This window comes from Virgibacillus profundi, from assembly GCF_002287375.1.
GTDB classification, from domain to species: Bacteria; Bacillota; Bacilli; order Bacillales; family Amphibacillaceae; genus Virgibacillus_K; species Virgibacillus_K profundi.
Genome location: NZ_NPOA01000002.1, coordinates 154,540 through 172,399 on the forward strand (window position 1 = coordinate 154,540; position 17,860 = coordinate 172,399).

At 40.7% G+C, this 17,860-nt stretch carries 17 protein-coding genes; 15 read left to right on the plus strand and 2 right to left on the minus strand.

Translation table 11 applies throughout. From position 1 onward, the window contains the following. Positions 1-3 precede the first annotated feature (3 nt). The 9 genes from gabT to CIL05_RS03840 all read left to right on the plus strand — a co-directional run bounded on the left by gabT (position 4) and on the right by CIL05_RS03840 (position 10,763). A complete protein-coding gene (gene gabT / locus CIL05_RS03795; protein WP_095654183.1) occupies positions 4-1,356 on the plus strand; it encodes a 4-aminobutyrate--2-oxoglutarate transaminase in 1,353 nt (450 codons plus the stop codon). Positions 1,357-1,401: 45 nt separating this feature from the next. Continuing rightward, complete coding sequence (locus CIL05_RS03800; protein ID WP_276245328.1) at positions 1,402-2,847, plus strand: NAD-dependent succinate-semialdehyde dehydrogenase; 1,446 nt, start codon at positions 1,402-1,404, stop codon at positions 2,845-2,847. Positions 2,848-3,389: 542 nt separating this feature from the next. Then, positions 3,390-3,764 (plus strand): Rid family hydrolase, encoded by a 375-nt coding sequence (locus tag CIL05_RS03805; RefSeq protein WP_240510115.1) that lies wholly within the window; start codon positions 3,390-3,392, stop codon positions 3,762-3,764. Between the two features lie 80 nt (positions 3,765-3,844). After that, on the plus strand, positions 3,845-5,023 hold the full coding sequence (locus CIL05_RS03810) for a M20 metallopeptidase family protein (protein ID WP_095654388.1): 1,179 nt from the start codon (positions 3,845-3,847) through the stop codon (positions 5,021-5,023). A 124-nt stretch (positions 5,024-5,147) separates the two neighbouring features. Beyond that, complete coding sequence (gene eutB, locus CIL05_RS03815) at positions 5,148-6,143, plus strand: hydroxyectoine utilization dehydratase EutB (RefSeq protein WP_095654185.1); 996 nt, start codon at positions 5,148-5,150, stop codon at positions 6,141-6,143. A gap of 573 nt (positions 6,144-6,716) precedes the next feature. After that, entirely contained in the window at positions 6,717-7,571 is an 855-nt protein-coding gene (gene dat, locus CIL05_RS03825) for a D-amino-acid transaminase (protein ID WP_095654187.1), read from the plus strand. 46 nt (positions 7,572-7,617) lie between these two features. After that, on the plus strand, positions 7,618-8,748 hold the full coding sequence (alr, locus tag CIL05_RS03830) for an alanine racemase (RefSeq protein WP_240510100.1): 1,131 nt from the start codon (positions 7,618-7,620) through the stop codon (positions 8,746-8,748). Between the two features lie 43 nt (positions 8,749-8,791). Then, positions 8,792-10,342, plus strand: a complete 1,551-nt coding sequence (locus tag CIL05_RS03835) for a Na+/H+ antiporter NhaC family protein (RefSeq protein ID WP_095654189.1) — start codon at positions 8,792-8,794, stop codon at positions 10,340-10,342. A 148-nt stretch (positions 10,343-10,490) separates the two neighbouring features. Next, the gene (locus CIL05_RS03840) at positions 10,491-10,763 is read left to right on the plus strand and encodes a hypothetical protein (RefSeq protein ID WP_095654190.1); all 273 of its coding nucleotides are present in this window, start codon (positions 10,491-10,493) and stop codon (positions 10,761-10,763) included. A 418-nt stretch (positions 10,764-11,181) separates the two neighbouring features. Here CIL05_RS03840 and CIL05_RS03845 read toward each other — a convergent pair whose 3' ends face one another. Beyond that, positions 11,182-12,114 (minus strand): aldo/keto reductase, encoded by a 933-nt coding sequence (locus tag CIL05_RS03845; RefSeq protein ID WP_095654191.1) that lies wholly within the window; start codon positions 12,112-12,114, stop codon positions 11,182-11,184. 153 nt (positions 12,115-12,267) lie between these two features. Between CIL05_RS03845 and CIL05_RS03850 the strand changes: the two genes are divergently transcribed. Together CIL05_RS03850 and CIL05_RS03855 are read left to right on the plus strand one after the other, a co-directional pair. Then, complete coding sequence (locus CIL05_RS03850; RefSeq protein WP_095654192.1) at positions 12,268-13,020, plus strand: IclR family transcriptional regulator; 753 nt, start codon at positions 12,268-12,270, stop codon at positions 13,018-13,020. A 111-nt stretch (positions 13,021-13,131) separates the two neighbouring features. Further along, complete coding sequence (locus CIL05_RS03855; protein WP_439144822.1) at positions 13,132-14,196, plus strand: NADH-dependent flavin oxidoreductase; 1,065 nt, start codon at positions 13,132-13,134, stop codon at positions 14,194-14,196. 153 nt (positions 14,197-14,349) lie between these two features. Here CIL05_RS03855 and CIL05_RS03860 read toward each other — a convergent pair whose 3' ends face one another. Beyond that, positions 14,350-14,598, minus strand: a complete 249-nt coding sequence (locus CIL05_RS03860) for a hypothetical protein (RefSeq protein WP_095654194.1) — start codon at positions 14,596-14,598, stop codon at positions 14,350-14,352. Between the two features lie 290 nt (positions 14,599-14,888). On the opposite strand from CIL05_RS03860, the gene CIL05_RS03865 reads away from it, so the two are divergent. The 4 genes from CIL05_RS03865 to CIL05_RS03880 are packed head-to-tail and all read left to right on the plus strand — an operon-like array spanning position 14,889 to position 17,848. Then, on the plus strand, positions 14,889-15,572 hold the full coding sequence (locus tag CIL05_RS03865) for a CoA transferase subunit A (RefSeq protein ID WP_095654195.1): 684 nt from the start codon (positions 14,889-14,891) through the stop codon (positions 15,570-15,572). Next, complete coding sequence (locus CIL05_RS03870) at positions 15,538-16,197, plus strand: 3-oxoacid CoA-transferase subunit B (RefSeq protein ID WP_095654196.1); 660 nt, start codon at positions 15,538-15,540, stop codon at positions 16,195-16,197. Before CIL05_RS03865 ends, CIL05_RS03870 begins: the two co-directional genes overlap by 35 nt. Before the next feature lie 13 nt (positions 16,198-16,210). Beyond that, the gene (locus tag CIL05_RS03875; protein WP_095654389.1) at positions 16,211-17,056 is read left to right on the plus strand and encodes a 3-hydroxyacyl-CoA dehydrogenase; all 846 of its coding nucleotides are present in this window, start codon (positions 16,211-16,213) and stop codon (positions 17,054-17,056) included. Positions 17,057-17,068: 12 nt separating this feature from the next. Then, positions 17,069-17,848, plus strand: a complete 780-nt coding sequence (locus CIL05_RS03880) for an enoyl-CoA hydratase/isomerase family protein (protein ID WP_095654197.1) — start codon at positions 17,069-17,071, stop codon at positions 17,846-17,848. Positions 17,849-17,860 lie beyond the last annotated feature (12 nt).

A 17,860-nucleotide genomic window follows, 5' to 3' on the forward strand; every position in this document is an offset into this window, starting at 1 on the left:
CTAATGAATAAACAATTTGCAAATGTGCGAACAGAACTGCCTGGTCCAAAGGCAAAGGAATTACTTGATCGGAGACATGAAATTGTTCCGGATGGTGTCGGCTACGGGATCCCGACATTCGTTGAATCGGCAAAAGGAGCATTGCTCAACGATGTCGATGGCAATCAATTTATCGATTTTGCCGGTGCGATTGGAACGATCAATGTAGGGCATAGTCATGATACGGTTGTAAATGTACTGCATGACCAGGTTGATCGCTACATTCATACAGGTTTTAATGTCATGATGTATGATTCGTATATTGAATTTGCTGAAAAGATTTCATCACTTGCCCCTGGAAATTTTGACAAGAAAGTGATGTTTTTAAACAGTGGCGCAGAAGCTGTGGAAAACGCAGTTAAAATCGCCCGCAAGTATACGAAGCGTCAAGCAATTGTTTCTTTTTCAGGTGGCTTTCATGGCCGTACGCTATTGGGAATGACTTTAACCGGTAAAGTGAAACCATATAAATATGAATATGGCCCATTTGCTCCGGAAGTTTATCATGCGCCGTTCCCTTATAATTACCGCCGTCCTAAATCAATGACGGAAGAAGAATATACAGCTTTTCTTTTAAAACAGGTGGAAGACTTTTTTATCAGTGAAGTTGATCCAAGCCTTGTTGCAGCATTCGTCATGGAGCCGGTACAAGGGGAAAGTGGATTTATCGTTCCGGATAAAGCATTTGTTAAAGGCGTTTATGAATTATGTAAGCAGCATGGCATTTTGTTTATTGCAGATGAAATCCAAACAGGTTTTGGCCGGACGGGGAAATATTTTGCCATGGAGCATTATGGCGTAGAGCCTGATCTGATTACGATTTCAAAATCGATGGCTGCAGGGTTGCCGATCAGTGGTGTCATTGGCAGGAAGGAAATTATGGATAATGCACGGCCTGGAGAGCTTGGCGGAACGTATTGTGGAAGTCCACTTGGATGTCGTGCAGGTCTTGCGGTTTTAGAAATTATGGAAAGGGAAAATATTAATGAGCGCGGAGAAATGATTGGTCAGCGTGTGATGGAAAAATTCAAGGAAATGTATGATCGATTTGATGTCATTGGTGATTACCGGGGACTTGGTGCAATGTGCGCACTGGAATTTGTTACAGATAGAGAAAGTAAGGAACCAGCGAAGGAGTTGAGCAATCAGATTTTACAGGAAGCACATAAACGGGGAGTTATTGCATTAAAAGCTGGTGTATATGACAATGTTATTCGTCTCTTGATGCCACTCGTAATTACTGATGAGCAGCTGGAAGAAGGACTTAATATTTTAGAAGAATCAATGGAAGCTGTTCTGGTTGGAGCTAAGGGTTAGAAAGTTTAATAGATGGGTTTTTGAGTAGATAGGAGTGAAGTGGAAATGAATGAAGTAAAAATGCATAATTATTTAATGAATATTAATGGAGAATGGGTCGGAGGAGAGCTTGATACCAAGGATGTTGTGAATCCGGCAAATGGAAAAACGGTTGGAACGGTTCCAAATGGCGGGGAAGCTGAGGCTGAACAAGCGATTACTGCAGCTCACGAAGCTTTTGGTCCATGGTCTGAGCTGACTGCATATGAGCGGGCAGGTTATTTAAAAAAACTTCATCAGTTGATGCTCGATAATCAGGAAGAATTGGCACAGATCATGACACTTGAAATGGGTAAACCAATCAATGAATCAAGAGGTGAGGTCAATTATGCCGCCTCGTTTATTGAATGGTTTGCTGAGGAAGGAAAGCGAATTTATGGTGAAACGATTCCTGCACATGTCCAGGGCAAGCGACTGCAAGTATGGAAGAAGCCTGTTGGTGTAGTTGCGGCAATTACGCCATGGAATTTCCCTGTTGCAATGCTGACAAGGAAGATGGGACCGGCGCTGGCAGCAGGCTGTACCTTTATGATGAAGCCATCCGGGGATAGTCCATTAACAGCTGTTAAATTAATGGAGCTATGTGAAAAGGCAGGCTTTCCAAAAGGTGTAATTAATCTTGTGACAGGATCTTCATCTAAAATTACCAAGGCGATTATGGAGAATAAAAAGGTACGTAAAATTACATTTACCGGCTCAACTGAGGTTGGGAAACTTTTAATTAAGCAAAGTGCAGACCAGGTGAAGCGTTTGTCATTAGAACTCGGAGGGCATGCACCATTGATTGTATTGGATGATGCCAATCTAGAAACGGCTGTAAAAGGTGTCATGGCTTCGAAATTCAGGAATGCGGGTCAAACATGTATTTGCGCCAATCGAATTTACGTTCAATCAGGTGTTTATGATGCTTTTGTTGAAAAGTTTTCAGAAGCAGTTGAGCAGTTGAAGGTAGGAGACGGGGAGGATGAATCCGTTGATATTGGCCCACTGATTAATCAGGCAGGACTGGATAAAGTAAATAGTCATGTGGAGGACGCCGTAACAAAAGGTGCGGCTGTTGTAACCGGTGGCGAAGCGATTACCGATGACGGTGGGGTATTCTTTCAGCCGACTGTGATTAAAGATGTGGATCCATCCATGGTTATGATGCAGGAAGAAACGTTTGGCCCGGTTGCACCGATCCAAAAAATTGAAACTATTGATGAAGCAGTATCATTTGCAAATGATACGCCTTATGGATTGGCTGCCTATGTATTTACAGAGAATGTTTCAAAAGGCACGCAACTAATCGAACAATTGAATTTCGGAATTGTCGGCTGGAATGATGGCGCCCCATCAGCTGCACAGGTTCCTTTTGGAGGAATGAAGGAAAGCGGAATTGGCAGAGAAGGCGGCCATGAGGGGATTGAAGCTTTTGTGGAATCACAGTATGTTTCAATTGGTATGAATTGATAAAAGGCTCTTTTCGTATAGATTGTTGCTAGTCACCGCAGTTGATATAAAAGATGATGTATGTGCTTGGTAGTTTTCCGCTGCGGACCGTTGCTTTCCGCGGGCACGGCTTCAGCCTCCTCGAGGAAACCACTCTGCGGGGTCTTCAGACACGTGCTGGGACTGCGATTACTCGCCCCACCGAAAACCTTTGTTCCCGCAGGAGTCAACGGTCCTCCGCTCCAAACAACCATCATAAAAGTGGATAATAATTGTTTGATTCAATCAAACGATAAAACATTTTTTGAAGTTGTCAAGCACAATACCAGTGGAGGAAATACACGAAGACTCCTGCGGGAGGAAAGGCATAGGTGAGACCCCACAGTGCGACAGCGCGAGGAGACTCACCAGCCCCCGCGTAAAGCGTAGTGTATTTCCGGAGCGATAGCTACCACTAGTCACCATCTCTAATAACGTCGCACTTTAATTCGACTTTCCTGTGAAAAACAATAATCTTTTAGAAAACAGCCTTAAAAAAGAAGGGGTTGTGGATATTGAAGGAGATGATTCAAACACTTAATGCTCCTCAGCCGAGTGGTCCTTATTCTCAAGGCGTCAAAGCGGGAAACCTCATCTTCGTGTCCGGCCAGGATGGCGTTCATCCAAATGGTGAATCGGCGGGAGAGTCAATCTCTGCACAAGCTACCGCAAGCCTTGAAAACATTAAAAATATTTTAGCCAAACAAAATGCTAAGTTATCCGACATTGTTTATGTAACGTGCCACCTGGCAGAATTAAATCAGGAAAATGTCAGCGAATTTAATGAGATTTATGCATCTTATTTTAAAGATGTTGCAGTTAAACCGGCACGGATTACAGTTGGCAGTAAATTGCTGGGAGTAAAAGTGGAGATAAGTGCGATTGCATCTATTGGTTGATCTTGTATGAGAAGGGAATTGCTTGAATAGACTCCCTTCTTTTAACGGGGGGATTTCATGTGGTTACGAAAAATACAGAAATGATAATAAGGGCTGAAGCAATGTCTCAGCAATTGATTGATTGGCGTCGCAACATTCATATGTATCCTGAATTAAGTTTTCAGGAAGTGTTGACAGCTCAGTTTGTTGCTGAAGTATTAGAAAAAATCCCTGGTATGAAGGTAGAGGTAGGAGTCGGCTATCCTACTGCAGTTGTTGGTACACTTACTTCAGGCTCCGGCCCTACTGTTGCTATTCGTGCAGATATGGATGCACTGCCAATTCATGAGGAAAATGATCATGGATACAGGTCACGTCATGATGGAATTATGCATGCTTGCGGGCACGATGCGCATACGACTATCGGGCTCGGAGTTGCCAGTTTACTAGGTGAAATTTTTCAAAATGGTGAGATGGAAGGAACGGTTAAATTCCTGTTTCAGCCTGCAGAGGAAATGGCAGATGAACACGGGTTAAGCGGTGCACCATATATGATTAAAGCTGGTGCATTGGACGAAGTCGATCATGTGATGGCCCTTCATATGAGCCCTGAAAAAAGATTTGGTGAAGTGCAGATTAACGATGGCTACAGCATGGCCAATGTAGATGTTTTTGAAGCTAAAGTATTTGCCACAGGTGGGCATGGTGCATATCCCCATCTGGGTACAGATCCAATCTGGATGCTTGGACCAGTGCTGCAGGCATTGCATGGAATTGTAGCAAGGCGTGTCTCCCCACTGGATTCAGCTGTGATCAGTATTGGCAGTATTCAAGCTGGTGCTGCCAGTAATGTGATTCCATCTGAAATAAATGTTAAAGGTACAATCCGAAGCTACCATCCGAAAGTTCGAGAGCTCCTGCACGTTGAATTGGATAAAGCATTTTCAATCGTTCGTGCATTGGATGGGGATTACAGCCTAACGGTCACACCAGAGGATCCATCATTAAAAAATGATCCAACTGTTAATCAAAAGATCAAGGAAACAATCAAAGCAATCTATCCTGAATTTACGATACAAGACGGCCCCTTTGGTTTAGGTGGAGAAGACTTTGCCCATATGACAAAGGTTGTTCCCGGAGCAATGTTCTTTCTTGGCTGTGCAGTTGGAGATGAGAAAGTTCGTGATCTTCACACACCACATTTTGATATTGATGAAAAAGTTTTGCCTGTAGGGGTGGCAATACTGGCAGAGACAGTGAGGCGGTATTTAAAGGGGTAATATATGAAGACGTGCAGCGAATAAATGAAAATTGCGGAACACTCGGCCAAAGTTGTGTACCCCTAGCCGAAGTCGCGCATTATCCAGCCACTAAGTAAATTACTTTATCAAGAGGGGGGATTAAATGTCAGCAAACCCAGTAACACTACGAGATATATGGAAAGCGAAAAAGCGCATCTCGTCAGTTGTACAAAAATCCCCTTTCATTTATTCACCTGTATTATCGGAAATTACTGGTTCGTCAGTTCATCTAAAGCTGGAAAACCTCAATGTGAGTGGTTCATTTAAAATCAGGGGAGCTACCAATAAAATTTTAAGTCTGACATCAGAAGAAAAGCAGCGTGGGGTGACGACTTTTTCAACAGGTAATTTTGGGATGAGTGTTGCATATATATCTAGGAAACTTGGAATTAATGCAACCATTTGTATTTCAAAGCGGGTTCCAAAAGCAAAAATGGAAGCGCTTCATAAGTCAGGTGCAAAAATTGAAATTCACGGTAATTCTCAGGATGAAGCCGAGCAGCGCAGCTATGAGCTGGAAAGGGAACAGGGTCTATCCGTTATTCATCCATTTGACGATGCCTATATTATTGCAGGCCAAGGAACGATAGGTTTAGAAATATTGGAAGATTTTCCAGAGGTAGACACGGTAATCGGGGGATTATCCGGAGGAGGTTTGCTTTCGGGAATTGGAGTTGCTTTGAAATCAATCGATCCGGAGATCCGGGTGCTTGGTGTATCACCAATCCATGGTGCCGCCATGTATGAAAGCATCCAATCTGGAAAACCGGTAATAGTAGAAGAAAAGGATACACTGGCTGACAGCTTGCTTGGCGGAATTGGTATGAACAATCAGTACACTTTTGATATGGTTCAGCAATACGTTGATGAGGTTACTCTGCTTGAAGAGGAGGATATTGCTAAAGGAATGGCGTTCATGCTGGATAAGCATCGAATGGTCATTGAAGGAGCGGCTGCATCCGGGATTGGTGCCATTTTAAATGGAAAAGTTCAGCTTGGCTCCCATGTTGTAGTTGTGATCAGTGGCTGCAGTGTGGACACATCCGTCCTATTGGATGTAGCAAATCAGCATGCGGATACGGTGTGGATGAAAAACTAAAGCTGTTTTCTAAAAGATTGAACTGCTTTTTTTGACATAAAATCTATAGAAGACGACGTAATTACTGTTTGCTGTAATCGCCGTACGGGATCGCTCCGGGCGGATGCTTTCCGCGGGCACGGCTTCAGCCTCCTCGAGAAAACCACTCTGCGGGGTCTTCAGACACGTGATATTCCCGCAGGAGTCACCGGCCTTCACTCACCCGAACTGGTGAGGTGGTTCGATACTTTATATATTGATTATTAATGCAGTTCATCGGAAGTAACTGGAATACCAGCGTAGGAAATACACGTAGACTCCTGCGGGAAAGCGAAGACGATGAGACCCCGCAACGAGCGTTCTTTGCGAGTGAGGAGGCTCATCGCGAGCCCGCGGAAAGCGAAGTGTATTTCCGTAGCGTAATCCATGCTCTTAACCAGCATTCGCAAGAGGGAATACACGATGTAAAAGATTTTTCACAGTGCCGCATTTTATATCAACTGTGAAAGTTAAAGGGCAGCATTATATTGGTGGGACGATCGAAGTCTAGTCCCAAAATCTACGAAAACAGTAAAAACTAAAGGAGGATTTATTTTGACTAAGATGCTGTTTAACGACCAAATTATGGAACGGGGAAATTTGATAGATATTGAGGATCGAGGCTATCAATTTGGTGATGGAATCTATGAAGTTATCGGTGTTTATGATGGAAAACCGCTCATGATGGATGAACATTTGGAAAGATTGGAAAGAAGTGCCCGTGAAGTCCAGCTTAAGTTACCGGATTCAATCAGTGTTCTGAAAAGGAATTTAGAAGAATTAGTTGCCGCCAATCAATTAAATGAAGGTATCATTTATATGCAGGTATCCAGAGGGGCAGCCCAAAGATGGCATGAGTTTCCAGGTCTTGATGTTACTCCGGTAACGGTTGCTTACACAAGAGAAGAGGAGCGGATGACAGAAGTCGAAAATCAGGGAGCTAATGCGGTTCTTACAGAAGATATTCGCTGGCTGCGCTGTGACATTAAGACCCTAAATCTGCTTCCAAATGTAATGGCAAAACAAAAAGCAGTTGAAAATAATGCAGTGGAGGCCATCCTTCACCGTGGGGATACAGTTACTGAGGCAAGTGCGTCAAATGTATTTATCGTAAAAGACGGGGAGCTTTACACACATCCAGCAAATAACTTTATTTTAAATGGCATTACAAGACGTAAAATAATTCAACTATGTGACGAACTAAATATTAAGGTAAATGAAGAAACATTTACAGTTAATGAATTGCTGTCTGCAGATGAAGTATTTGTCACAGCAACAAAATCAGATATTATCCCAATTCTAAAAATTGATGACCAAACTATCGGCACGGGCAGCCCTGGAGATATTACGAAAAAAGTTCTGCAGGAGTTTCGCTCACTGTATCAGCATGGTGTAAAGAACAAAGCATGATCACCTGAATGAAAATCAGTTTGGAAATTGGAGGGATCCTGTCTTGATGTATTCCTTAACAATAACATCTCATAGTCCAACCAGGGCAGAAGTTGATCTTTCTGCTTTTAAAGAAAATCTCCAAGCATTAAAAAAAGCTGCAAAAAATAGCATGTTATTAGCTGTAATAAAAACTAATGCATATGGACATGGAATTGTTCCAATCGGCCGCAAAGCTGTTGATAATGGAGCTGAGCGTCTTGGTGTAACCACTGTAGAAGAGGGCGCTTTGCTTCGTGAAAATGGCATCAATGTACCCATTCATATTTTAAGTTCCATTTTTCCAGAGCGAGCAGCAGATATAGTCACATATGACCTGACAGCTTCTGTTTCCAATCCTCAGCTGCTAAATGCAATCAGCCAGGAAGCTGTACATCAGAAAAAAAACGCTTCAGTACATTTGAAAATAGATACAGGTCTTCACAGATTTGGAATCGAGCCTGAAAGAGCAGTTGATTTTTGCAACTCTTGCTACCACCTTCCTGGTCTAATATGGGAAGGGATCTACACCCATTTCTCCAGCGCAGATGAAGCGGACTGGGTGACAACCGAAAAGCAGTATGCATTATTTATGGAAACCGTATCAAAATTAGAGGGGCAGCGCTTTACTTTTCCCATAAGGCACGCGGGGGGTTCAACGATTACTATAGAAAGAAGTGATATGCACCTGGATATGGTAAGACCTGGGATTGCATTATTTGGTTTTCATCCTGCATCCCGCCAGCAAAACTTGATTTCACTTAAGCCTGTGATGAAACTGAAATCAAAGCTTCTTCACGTTAGAGAGCTACCACCGAAAACGGCAGTTGGATATGGGGGCAGTTACGTAACAGATACTACCAAAAAAATAGCTGTTGTTCCAATTGGTTTTGGGGATGGATACCAAAGAGGCTTATCAAATAAGGGGGAAATGCTTGTCAGAGGAAAGCGGGCTCAAATAGTGGGTAACATTTCTCTTGATCAAACTTTGATTGATGTCACACACATTCCGAATGTAACAGTAGGGGATGAGGTTGTGTTGCTGGGCAAACAGAAAGATGAAGAAATTACTGCACGAGACTTAGCAGATTGGATGGATAGTATTGTTGATGAAGTGCTGGCTAGTTTAATGGAAAGGATTAGGAGAGTGTATGTGTAGGGAGTAGTTAATAGGAAAGTTATGAAAAAATAGGAGGATTTTTATGGACTTTTTATCAATTGTTCCGCCGCTCGTTGCGGTAGTCCTGGCGATTTTTACAAAGCGTGTTCTGTTTTCCCTTTTCATCAGTATTTGGGTAGGTGGACTAATTGCAGCTGGAGGTAATCCGTTTGAAGCAGTAGGTTTAACATTCACATGGATGAAGGATGTTATGATAGATCCTTGGAATGCTCGTTTTCTTGTAATGACAGCATTGCTTGGAACAGGTGCAGCGTTTATGTTTAAAACAGGCGGCTCTGATGGGCTGATAAAAGTTTTACAGAAAAAGTTAACCACAGGTAAAAGGGTGCAAATGTTATCATACTTCTTAGGAATTATCATTTTTTTCAATGATTACGTCAACTCCGTTATTGTTGGAAATGCTACAAAAGACATTACCGCAAAACACAAGGTATCGAGGGAGAAGTTATCCTACATAATTGATTCGACAGCCGCCCCGATGGCAACGATAGGTCCAGTATCAGATTGGATCGGCTTTCAAGTATCCTTGATTGCAGCAGCCTTTGTCAGTATTGGGATTGTAGGTTTGGAACCTTATTTCATGTTTTTACAGTCAATTCCATGGAACTTTTATGCAATTCTTTGCCTCTTTGCCGTTCCGATGATTATTCTTGGCAAGGATTTTGGACCAATGGCAAAAGCAGAACACCGAGCAAAAACAACCGGAAAATTAATACCGGATGGCTCGACCCCATTATCTTCTGTTGATCAGGACTTAGGTGAGCCACATAAGAAGGAAGGAAGTATCTGGAATTTTATCCTTCCGCTTGTAACACTCATTACTGTTAGTATTTGGGGATTGTGGTATACAGGAGGTGGAGCTACAGGGATATCCATTATGGATGCGCTTGCAGCTACTGATGTTTCCATTGCTTTAACATGGGGCGCTTTTGCAATGACGTTGGTTGGTATCATTCTTGCACTTATTCAAGGCATGGGACTGAAAAAGTGTGAAGATGCGCTCTTGGGTGGTATTAGAACGATGCTGCCAGCACTTATCATTATCGTATTAGCTTGGTCAATTGGAACAGTTACCTCCGTACTTGGGACTGCAGAATATGTAGTTGCCGCAACAGAAGGATGGATGACGGCAGCACTATTGCCATTCCTGATTTTTGTTATCGGTATGTTTATCTCATTTGCAACCGGTACATCATGGGGGACGATGTCAATTCTTACACCAATTGCAATTCCATTGGCCTATACAATGGGGGGAGAGGATCTTATACCGATTGTAATCGGTGCTATATTCGCTGGTGCTATTTTTGGAGATCATGTCTCACCAATTTCTGATACAACAGTTATGGCCTCGATTTTCGCAGAATCAGATCACATTGCCCATGTTAATACACAAATCCCATATGCAATGGTACCAGCTGGGATAGCCGGGGTGCTTTATCTAACCTCTTCATTTTTAGGGAGCAGTATCGTGCTATTGATTATAGGTATTGTCGCACAGTTTTTCTTGCTACGTTACCTGGGGAATCGAAATGAGAAGAAATATATGAAAGCGGAAAAGAGAATTGGGGCTTAGGGTTTGGGATGATGTGTTAACTTAGCAATTCATTTAAGTTTAGATATTATTAAAAACCATTTGCTCATAAGAGAAGGTTTCATTTTTGAGCGAATGGTTTTTTTATATTCATGTTATAATTTTTATACAAATAAAAAGGAGTGATTCTATGGCCTATTTTAGTAAAAGTACTGAAAATGAAATCGTGAAAGCTTTAGACAGAAATGATGAAGTAATATTCGTTCTGGATGGAAAATTAATATCCATAGAATCACAAGAATACGAATACTCAACTATAGATAAGTTGGAAGCCCCATTGTCTCTTGAAATTGAGAATAACATAGAATTAAAAGATTCCCTATATAGTTATATGGAACATACAGATATGCAAAAGTATTCAAAGGAAGAACTAAAGGATTTACGCTATGCACGAAGAAGGTAATTATTAATCACTTTTTCAGTTATATATTGTAAAGTATATCGCTCTACTAGCTCCTCGAGTCACTGATGTAATGGCATTTTTATTATCTTCCAAAATCATTGAGCTTCGTTTATTTGCGGCTTTGAAATAAGGTGATGCTTAAGTAATAAATATTGATCCTTTCAAGTAAAGTTCAATAATTTATAAAAAGGTTGATACATTTATATTGAAACACTTGATTCTTTCAATTCAGCAATCTGACCCGTTTGCGGTATAACCTTATAATACTTTTATCATAAAAAACCCTTTAGACAATTTACATCCAAAGGGGTAAAACGGTGCAACTTATTTATAAACGGTCGAACTTTATTACAAACGGTTAAACTTTCTTTTAAAGCCACAATCACGGTAATTGGCAATAAACATATTTCGTTACTAATTATTGAAAAATACCATCAATTTTTGCAATCTCGTCCGCTGTTAATTTAACGTCTAGCGTTTTCAGATTGTTAAGCACTTGTTCTGCACGCTTAGCACCAGGAATAACGGCATCAAGCGAATCACGAGTCAAGTACCAAGCTAGAACAATATGTGCTACCTCGGTCTGTTTTGCATTTGCAATCTGACGAAGTTGTTCCACTTTCTCCAGATTATTTTCGAATTCTTCGCCCTGTAGGTGTGGCATATTGGAACGTAAATCATTAAAAGTCATATCTTTATTGTATTTCCCTGCCAGCAATCCGGATGCAAGCGGGAAGAATGGAATAAACGAAATGTTTTGTTCGGATGTATATGGAATTAATTCTTTTTCAGCCGAACGGTTAATTAAATTATATTCTCCTTGATACACATCAACATAACCATCTCTGTTCGCTTCCTTTAATTGATCCAGTGAAAAGTTAGATACGCCAATCGCTCTGATTATTCCTTGGTCTTTTAATTCTTTTAAAGCCCCAACAGCCTCATATCCTGGCGTAACTCCATCTGGATAATGGATATAGTATAAGTCGATATAGTCGGTTTGCATCCGTTTCAAACTATTTTCCACTTCTTGTTTTAGAAAGGATGGCGTATTATCGTTTTGCATTTCCCCGCCAGCAAACTTCACAGACCCTTTCGTTGCAAGAATAATTTCATCTCTTTTTCCAGTTTCTTTAATCGCTTCACCAACTAATTCTTCTGATCTGCCAGGACCATAAAGGTATGCTGTATCAATAAAATTCACACCATTTTCAACTGCTGTACGAACAAGCTCTTTACCCGCTTCTTCATCTAAATTAGGGTAAAGATTGTGCCCTCCAACCGCATTTGTTCCAAGTCCAATTGGGTTAATATATATTCCTGATTTTCCAAGCTGTGTCTGTTTAGTCATTTATTTTCCTCCTTGTGTTTGATTAGCTTAAGCATAATTCCTCAACAAATATTCTACAAATTTCTTCTGTGAAGTTTCAAATAATGAAACTCGCTTGGATTATTTTGTGTTAAAAGACAAAACATCTATACTATCAGGAGATGAGGTGATCAATTGGCACAAAATCAAGTATCCACATTAAAAAAAGGACTTCTCGTATTGGAATTGGTAAAACAATGTCAGGGGATTACTTTAGCAGAGGTAATGAAAGAACTTCAATTAAGTAAGTCTACGGCATTTCGATTATTAACAACGCTGGAAGATATGAATTATATCTATAAAATTCAAACCCAATATTTTTCAGGTCCTAAACTGTTTCAGGAAAGCACTGAAAATCGTTCTGCAAAGGATTGGGCAGCTTTACATTCCATTTATCAAGTAGCTCAAAACCTGCAAATGGGTACCTACTTAGGAAAAGTGGATGGTACCGACCTTGTCATGACCCAAGTATTACATGCCCCATTTCAACACTCAGCAGACGAAGAAATGGGAAATCGCTCAAAACTGCATTTGTCCGCCTTAGGTAAAGTAATTTTGGCTCAGTTAGACGAAGGGAAATTAAATGCTTTACTCGATAAAATGTCCCTTGAACCAGCAACAGCCAATACGTTCCAGGACACACAACTATTTCGTTATCATTTAAAGGCGATTCATCAAGATGGTTATGCTTTTGATGACGAGGAACGAAACGTGGGCATCCGTTGTGTAGCTGTACCAGTATTTCGAAATAAGGAAGTGATCGCTGCATTGGCTATTGCCGCTCCAGCGAAACAAATATCTAAAAGTAATATCAAACAAATTGCCACAAAATTGAATGTTGGCAGCAAAGCAGTTACGAAGGAATTAGAAGTTTTAGACGGTAACTAAAGGAAACATTATATAACGGAGGAATAATATGAAAAGCAAATATCAACATTATTTCAAGATTTCACATTTAAAGGTGGTGTCCATGTATGAAATAGACTGATGATGGCACCGATGACAACTTTTTCTGCAGATAATAATGATTATGTTTCACAAGAAGAGCTTCATTATTACAAAGAACGCTCGAATGGTGTAGGTACACTCATCACTGCTTGTGCTTATGTTTCAAAAAACGGCAAGGGTTTTGATGGCCAGATGGGTATTGATCATGATGGTACAACCCGTGGTCTTTCAAAATTGGCTAACGTTATCCATGAGGGTGGAGCAAAAGGTGTTGTTCAACTGTACCATGGCGGTCGTTTAGCAGTTCCAAGACTTACTCCAAATGGTGAAACTGTCAGTGCAAGTGCCGTTACACCTCTTGGAGACCGGGGATTTTATAGTATTCAGCAAGAACCAAGAGCATTAAAAACAGAAGAAATCTATGAAGTTATTAAGGACTTTGGTGAAGCAACACGCCGGGCGATTGAAGCTGGGTTTGATGGAGTAGAATTACATGGAGCAACAGGTTATTTACTCCAGCAATTTGTTCCACCACATTCCAATCTAAGAACAGACGAGTTTAAGAATCGTAATTTATTTGCATTAAAATTAATTGATGAAGTGAAAAATGTTATCAAAGAAAATGCAACAAAACCGTTTTTAATAGGCTATCGTTTCTCACCGGAAGAACCGGAAACACCTGGGATCACGATGAAGGAAGCCTTTGCTTTATTAGATGATTTAATTAAAGCAGATCTTGATTATCTTCATATTGCAACGACAAATGCGTGGGCAAAACCCCGACGAGGCATTGTAAGTGAAAAATCACGTACCGAATTAATTGCGGAATATGTTAACGGGCGCATCCCGGTAATTGGTGTTGGCAGTATTCATACACCTGATGATGCAGCACTTGTTTTAGAAAAAGGAAAAACGGACTTTGTTGCACTTGGACGGGCTATCATCGTTGATCCACATTGGGTTGAAAAAGTGAAGAATGAAGAGGAAGATAGAGTGATTCATCACTTAACAGAAAACGATCAGCAAAAAGCGGTAATCCCAACACCTTTGTGGAAACTAATTTTAGAGGTGGAAGGTTGGTTTCCTGTTAAAAAAATAGAGGAAGGGATTTTCTGATTTTTCCATTATGCTTATAATGGTTGGGGCTAATGAAAATTGGTTTTAGTTTAAAAATTGAATTAAACCTATCCTTTTTTTTCACTTATGTCCCAGCCTTTTTTTATCCCATTCAATACTGACATCTAGTTGAAATGTTCCCTTTAAGCACCCCTAGTTACTATGCTTGTTTTTTAAAATAAAAAGCTCTTTCTCCATTTTATGTATCTTGTCATCAATAAAATCCATTTCATTAATTCTTAAATCATTCGTTATTTCAAACTGCCCACCTGAACCTTCTAGTTTCGCTTCAATAGTATCAAACCGATGATGCATTTCTGATTTCAAAGAATGAATCTCCGTTTTCATGCTTTTCATTTCATAATTCATTTCTGTAAGTAAGTCAAGAATTTGCTTATCCACCATATCACCCCAAGTATATATGCTAATTAAATAAGCACTACCTTTTTAAACTATCTAGTATATATCACCTATTATACATAATAGTCATAATTTTTTAAAGTCTCATTTTCCATTGAGGTTAAAATGTTACTGATATTCAGAAAATTTATATTTTACTGTTGCTTTAATATAAATTTTCACTTATCATATAAGGTGAGAGTAAATCAGAATGATCATTCCATTATGCGGACTAAGGGTGTTTAACAAAATTAAAATATCAATCTCGTACGCTAACCATTGGAGGGAGTTTATTGGAAAAATTAATCGATAGAAGTGACTTTTTAAAGCTTATTGATAATGGGGATACATTACTTGTTGGTGGATTTGGTCTGTCAGGAACCCCTTTAACGCTAATTGATGAATTGGCTGCTTCAGATAAAAAGGACTTGACGGTTGTGAGCAACAATTTAGGTGAAGAAGGAAGAGGGCTTGGAAAATTATTGCTTACGGGCTGTTTGAAGAAGGCCAAGGGTTCTTATTTCACAACAAACCGGGATGCGGTTCAGGCGTGGAGTGATGGAAAACTGGAAATTGAACTCGTTCCACAGGGTACGCTTGCTGAAGCGATCCGCTGTGGTGGCGCCGGAATTGGGGGTTTTTATACAAAAACAGCTGTAGGTACAAAAGTGGCTGAAGGTAAGGAAGAAAGGGAATTCGATGGGGAAACATATATCCTGGAGAAGGCAATCAAAGGAGATGTTTCATTAGTCAAAGCTTTGAAAGCGGATACACTAGGGAATCTTGTTTACGATCATACGGGGCGAAACTTCAATAAAGTGATCGCAACCGCTGGAAAAATTGTTATTGCTGAGGTTGATGAAATTGTTGAGGTTGGAGAGCTGGAGCCTCTGGAAATCGTTACACCACATGTATATGTCGATTATGTTGTGAAGAATAAATATGAAAAAAAGGGAGGGAAGTACATTGGGTCTTGAGCGGATTAAAATTGCCAAACGTGTTGCCGAGGAGCTGTCAGATGGAGAAGTTATCAACCTGGGTGTGGGAATCCCAACATTAATCCCCGATTACCTTGGTGACAAGAAAGTTTATTTACAATCAGAAAACGGGTTGCTTGGAATGGGACCAACGCCAGACGATGAAGACATTAATATGGATCTGATCAGTGCAAGTAAAAAGCCGATCACGATGGACACTGGTGCTTCCTTGTTTGACAGCTCTGATTCCTTTGTAATGATCCGCGGAGGACATGTGGATCTAGCTGTTATGGGTGCACTCCAGATTGATCAATATGGGGAAATTGCCAATTGGGCCGTTCCGGGAAAAACTATTCTAGGTGTAGGTGGTGCAATGGATCTCGTAGCTGGAGCGAAGCGAATCATAATCGCCTCCAGACATCTTGCGAAAGACAGCAGCCCAAAACTTGTGAAAGAACTGACATTCCCGAGTAGTGGAGTTAGGAAAGCCGACATGCTTGTGACAGAACATGCGGTATTTAAATTTACGGATAATGGTACAGAACTTATTGAAATTTTATCTGATATGAGTGTAGAAGAATTAAGAAAAATTACCGGGGCGGATTTCACCTATGGTGATGAGTAAGGGAGATGTACAAATGAAACAGGTGACAGTTGTTGGTTCAGGAGTAATGGGAAAAGGAATTGCCTATTCTTTCGCAATTGCAGGGTTTAAAGTTTATTTAAATGATTTAAATGAAGAAATCCTTGGTAAAGCAAAAAAATCAATTGATCAGTTGCTTGAGGGAAGCTTTGAAAAAGGATTTTTAAAAGAAGAAGCATATTCAAATGCGAAGGAAAATTTACATTATGAGGTTGATCTTCATACAGCAGCAAAGGATTCAGCGCTTGTGATTGAAGCAGTGCTGGAAAAAATGGATTTGAAAATCGAGATTTTCAAACGGCTGGATAAAATTTGTGCACCGGAAACTATTCTAGCTACAAATACATCAACCATGAGTCCGACTGAAATAGGTGCACAGACTACAAGACCTGAAAAGATAGTTGCCATGCATTTTTTCAATCCCGTTCATAAAATGAAGCTTATCGAGGTTATTCGGGGGCTGGAGACATCGGATGAAACGGTGGAATTTGTTAAAGCGGTTGCGGGACAGATTAACAAACAAGCCGTTGAGGTCAATGAATTTCCGGGGTTTGTAACTTCCAGAATGAATTGTGTAATCGGGAATGAAGCAATGAACATGCTGATGGAAGGGGTTGCGAGTGCAGAGGATATTGATAAGGCTATGAAACTCGGGCTGAATCATCCAATGGGGCCGCTTGAGCTTGCCGATCTTGTAGGTCTGGATACACGTCTGAGAAATATGGAGTATTTATATGAAACATTAGGTGAGAAATACCGGCCCTGTCCGCTTTTAGTTAAATATGTAAAAGCAGGTCGACTTGGAAAGAAAACTGGTAGTGGTTTTTATGAATATACGTAAGGGGGCAAACAATTGAAGGCGTTTGAAAGTCTGAATGTGGAAATAAAAGAAGGTATCTATTGGCTTACATTAAATCGACCGGAAGCGAGAAATGCACTGGATGCTAAAATGCTTGAGGAAATTGATACTGCACTTGTTGAAGCGGAAGCGGATGAGGATGTACGTGTCATTATTATCCAGGGAGCAGGCGGCAAATCATTTGCTGCCGGGGCGGATATCAAACAATTGAACACCAGAAAACCGCTAGAAGCACTGATTCCCGGGATGCAGGGTCTTTATCAAAAATTAGAGAACAGTAAAAAGGTGACGATTGCAGCTGTGAATGGCTATGCACTTGGCGGGGGCTGTGAGCTTGCTTTAGCTTGTGATATACGGATCGCAACTAATAAAGCAAAGCTCGGTTTGCCTGAATTAAATCTTGGAATTATTCCTGGTGCGGGCGGAACGCAGCGGCTTGCAAGGATTGTTGGAAAAGGTCGCGCACTTGATATGATACTGACCGGAAAAATCATCGATGGTGAGGAAGCAGAGCGGATTGGACTTGTTACGTATTTCGTTTCAGAGGATGAGCTCACGTCTAAAGTAGAATCAATTGCCGGGGATATTTTGAAGAAAGGACCTGTTGCAATTCAGTTGGCAAAATTTGCAGTACATAAAGGCTATGATATTGATGAAGGTACTGCAATGTGGATTGAAAAGCTATCACAGGCTGTCGCTTTTGGTACGGAGGATAAAGATGAAGGCACGAAAGCTTTCATTGAAAAAAGAAAAGCAGAATTCAAAAATAGATAAGGGAGAGATGTC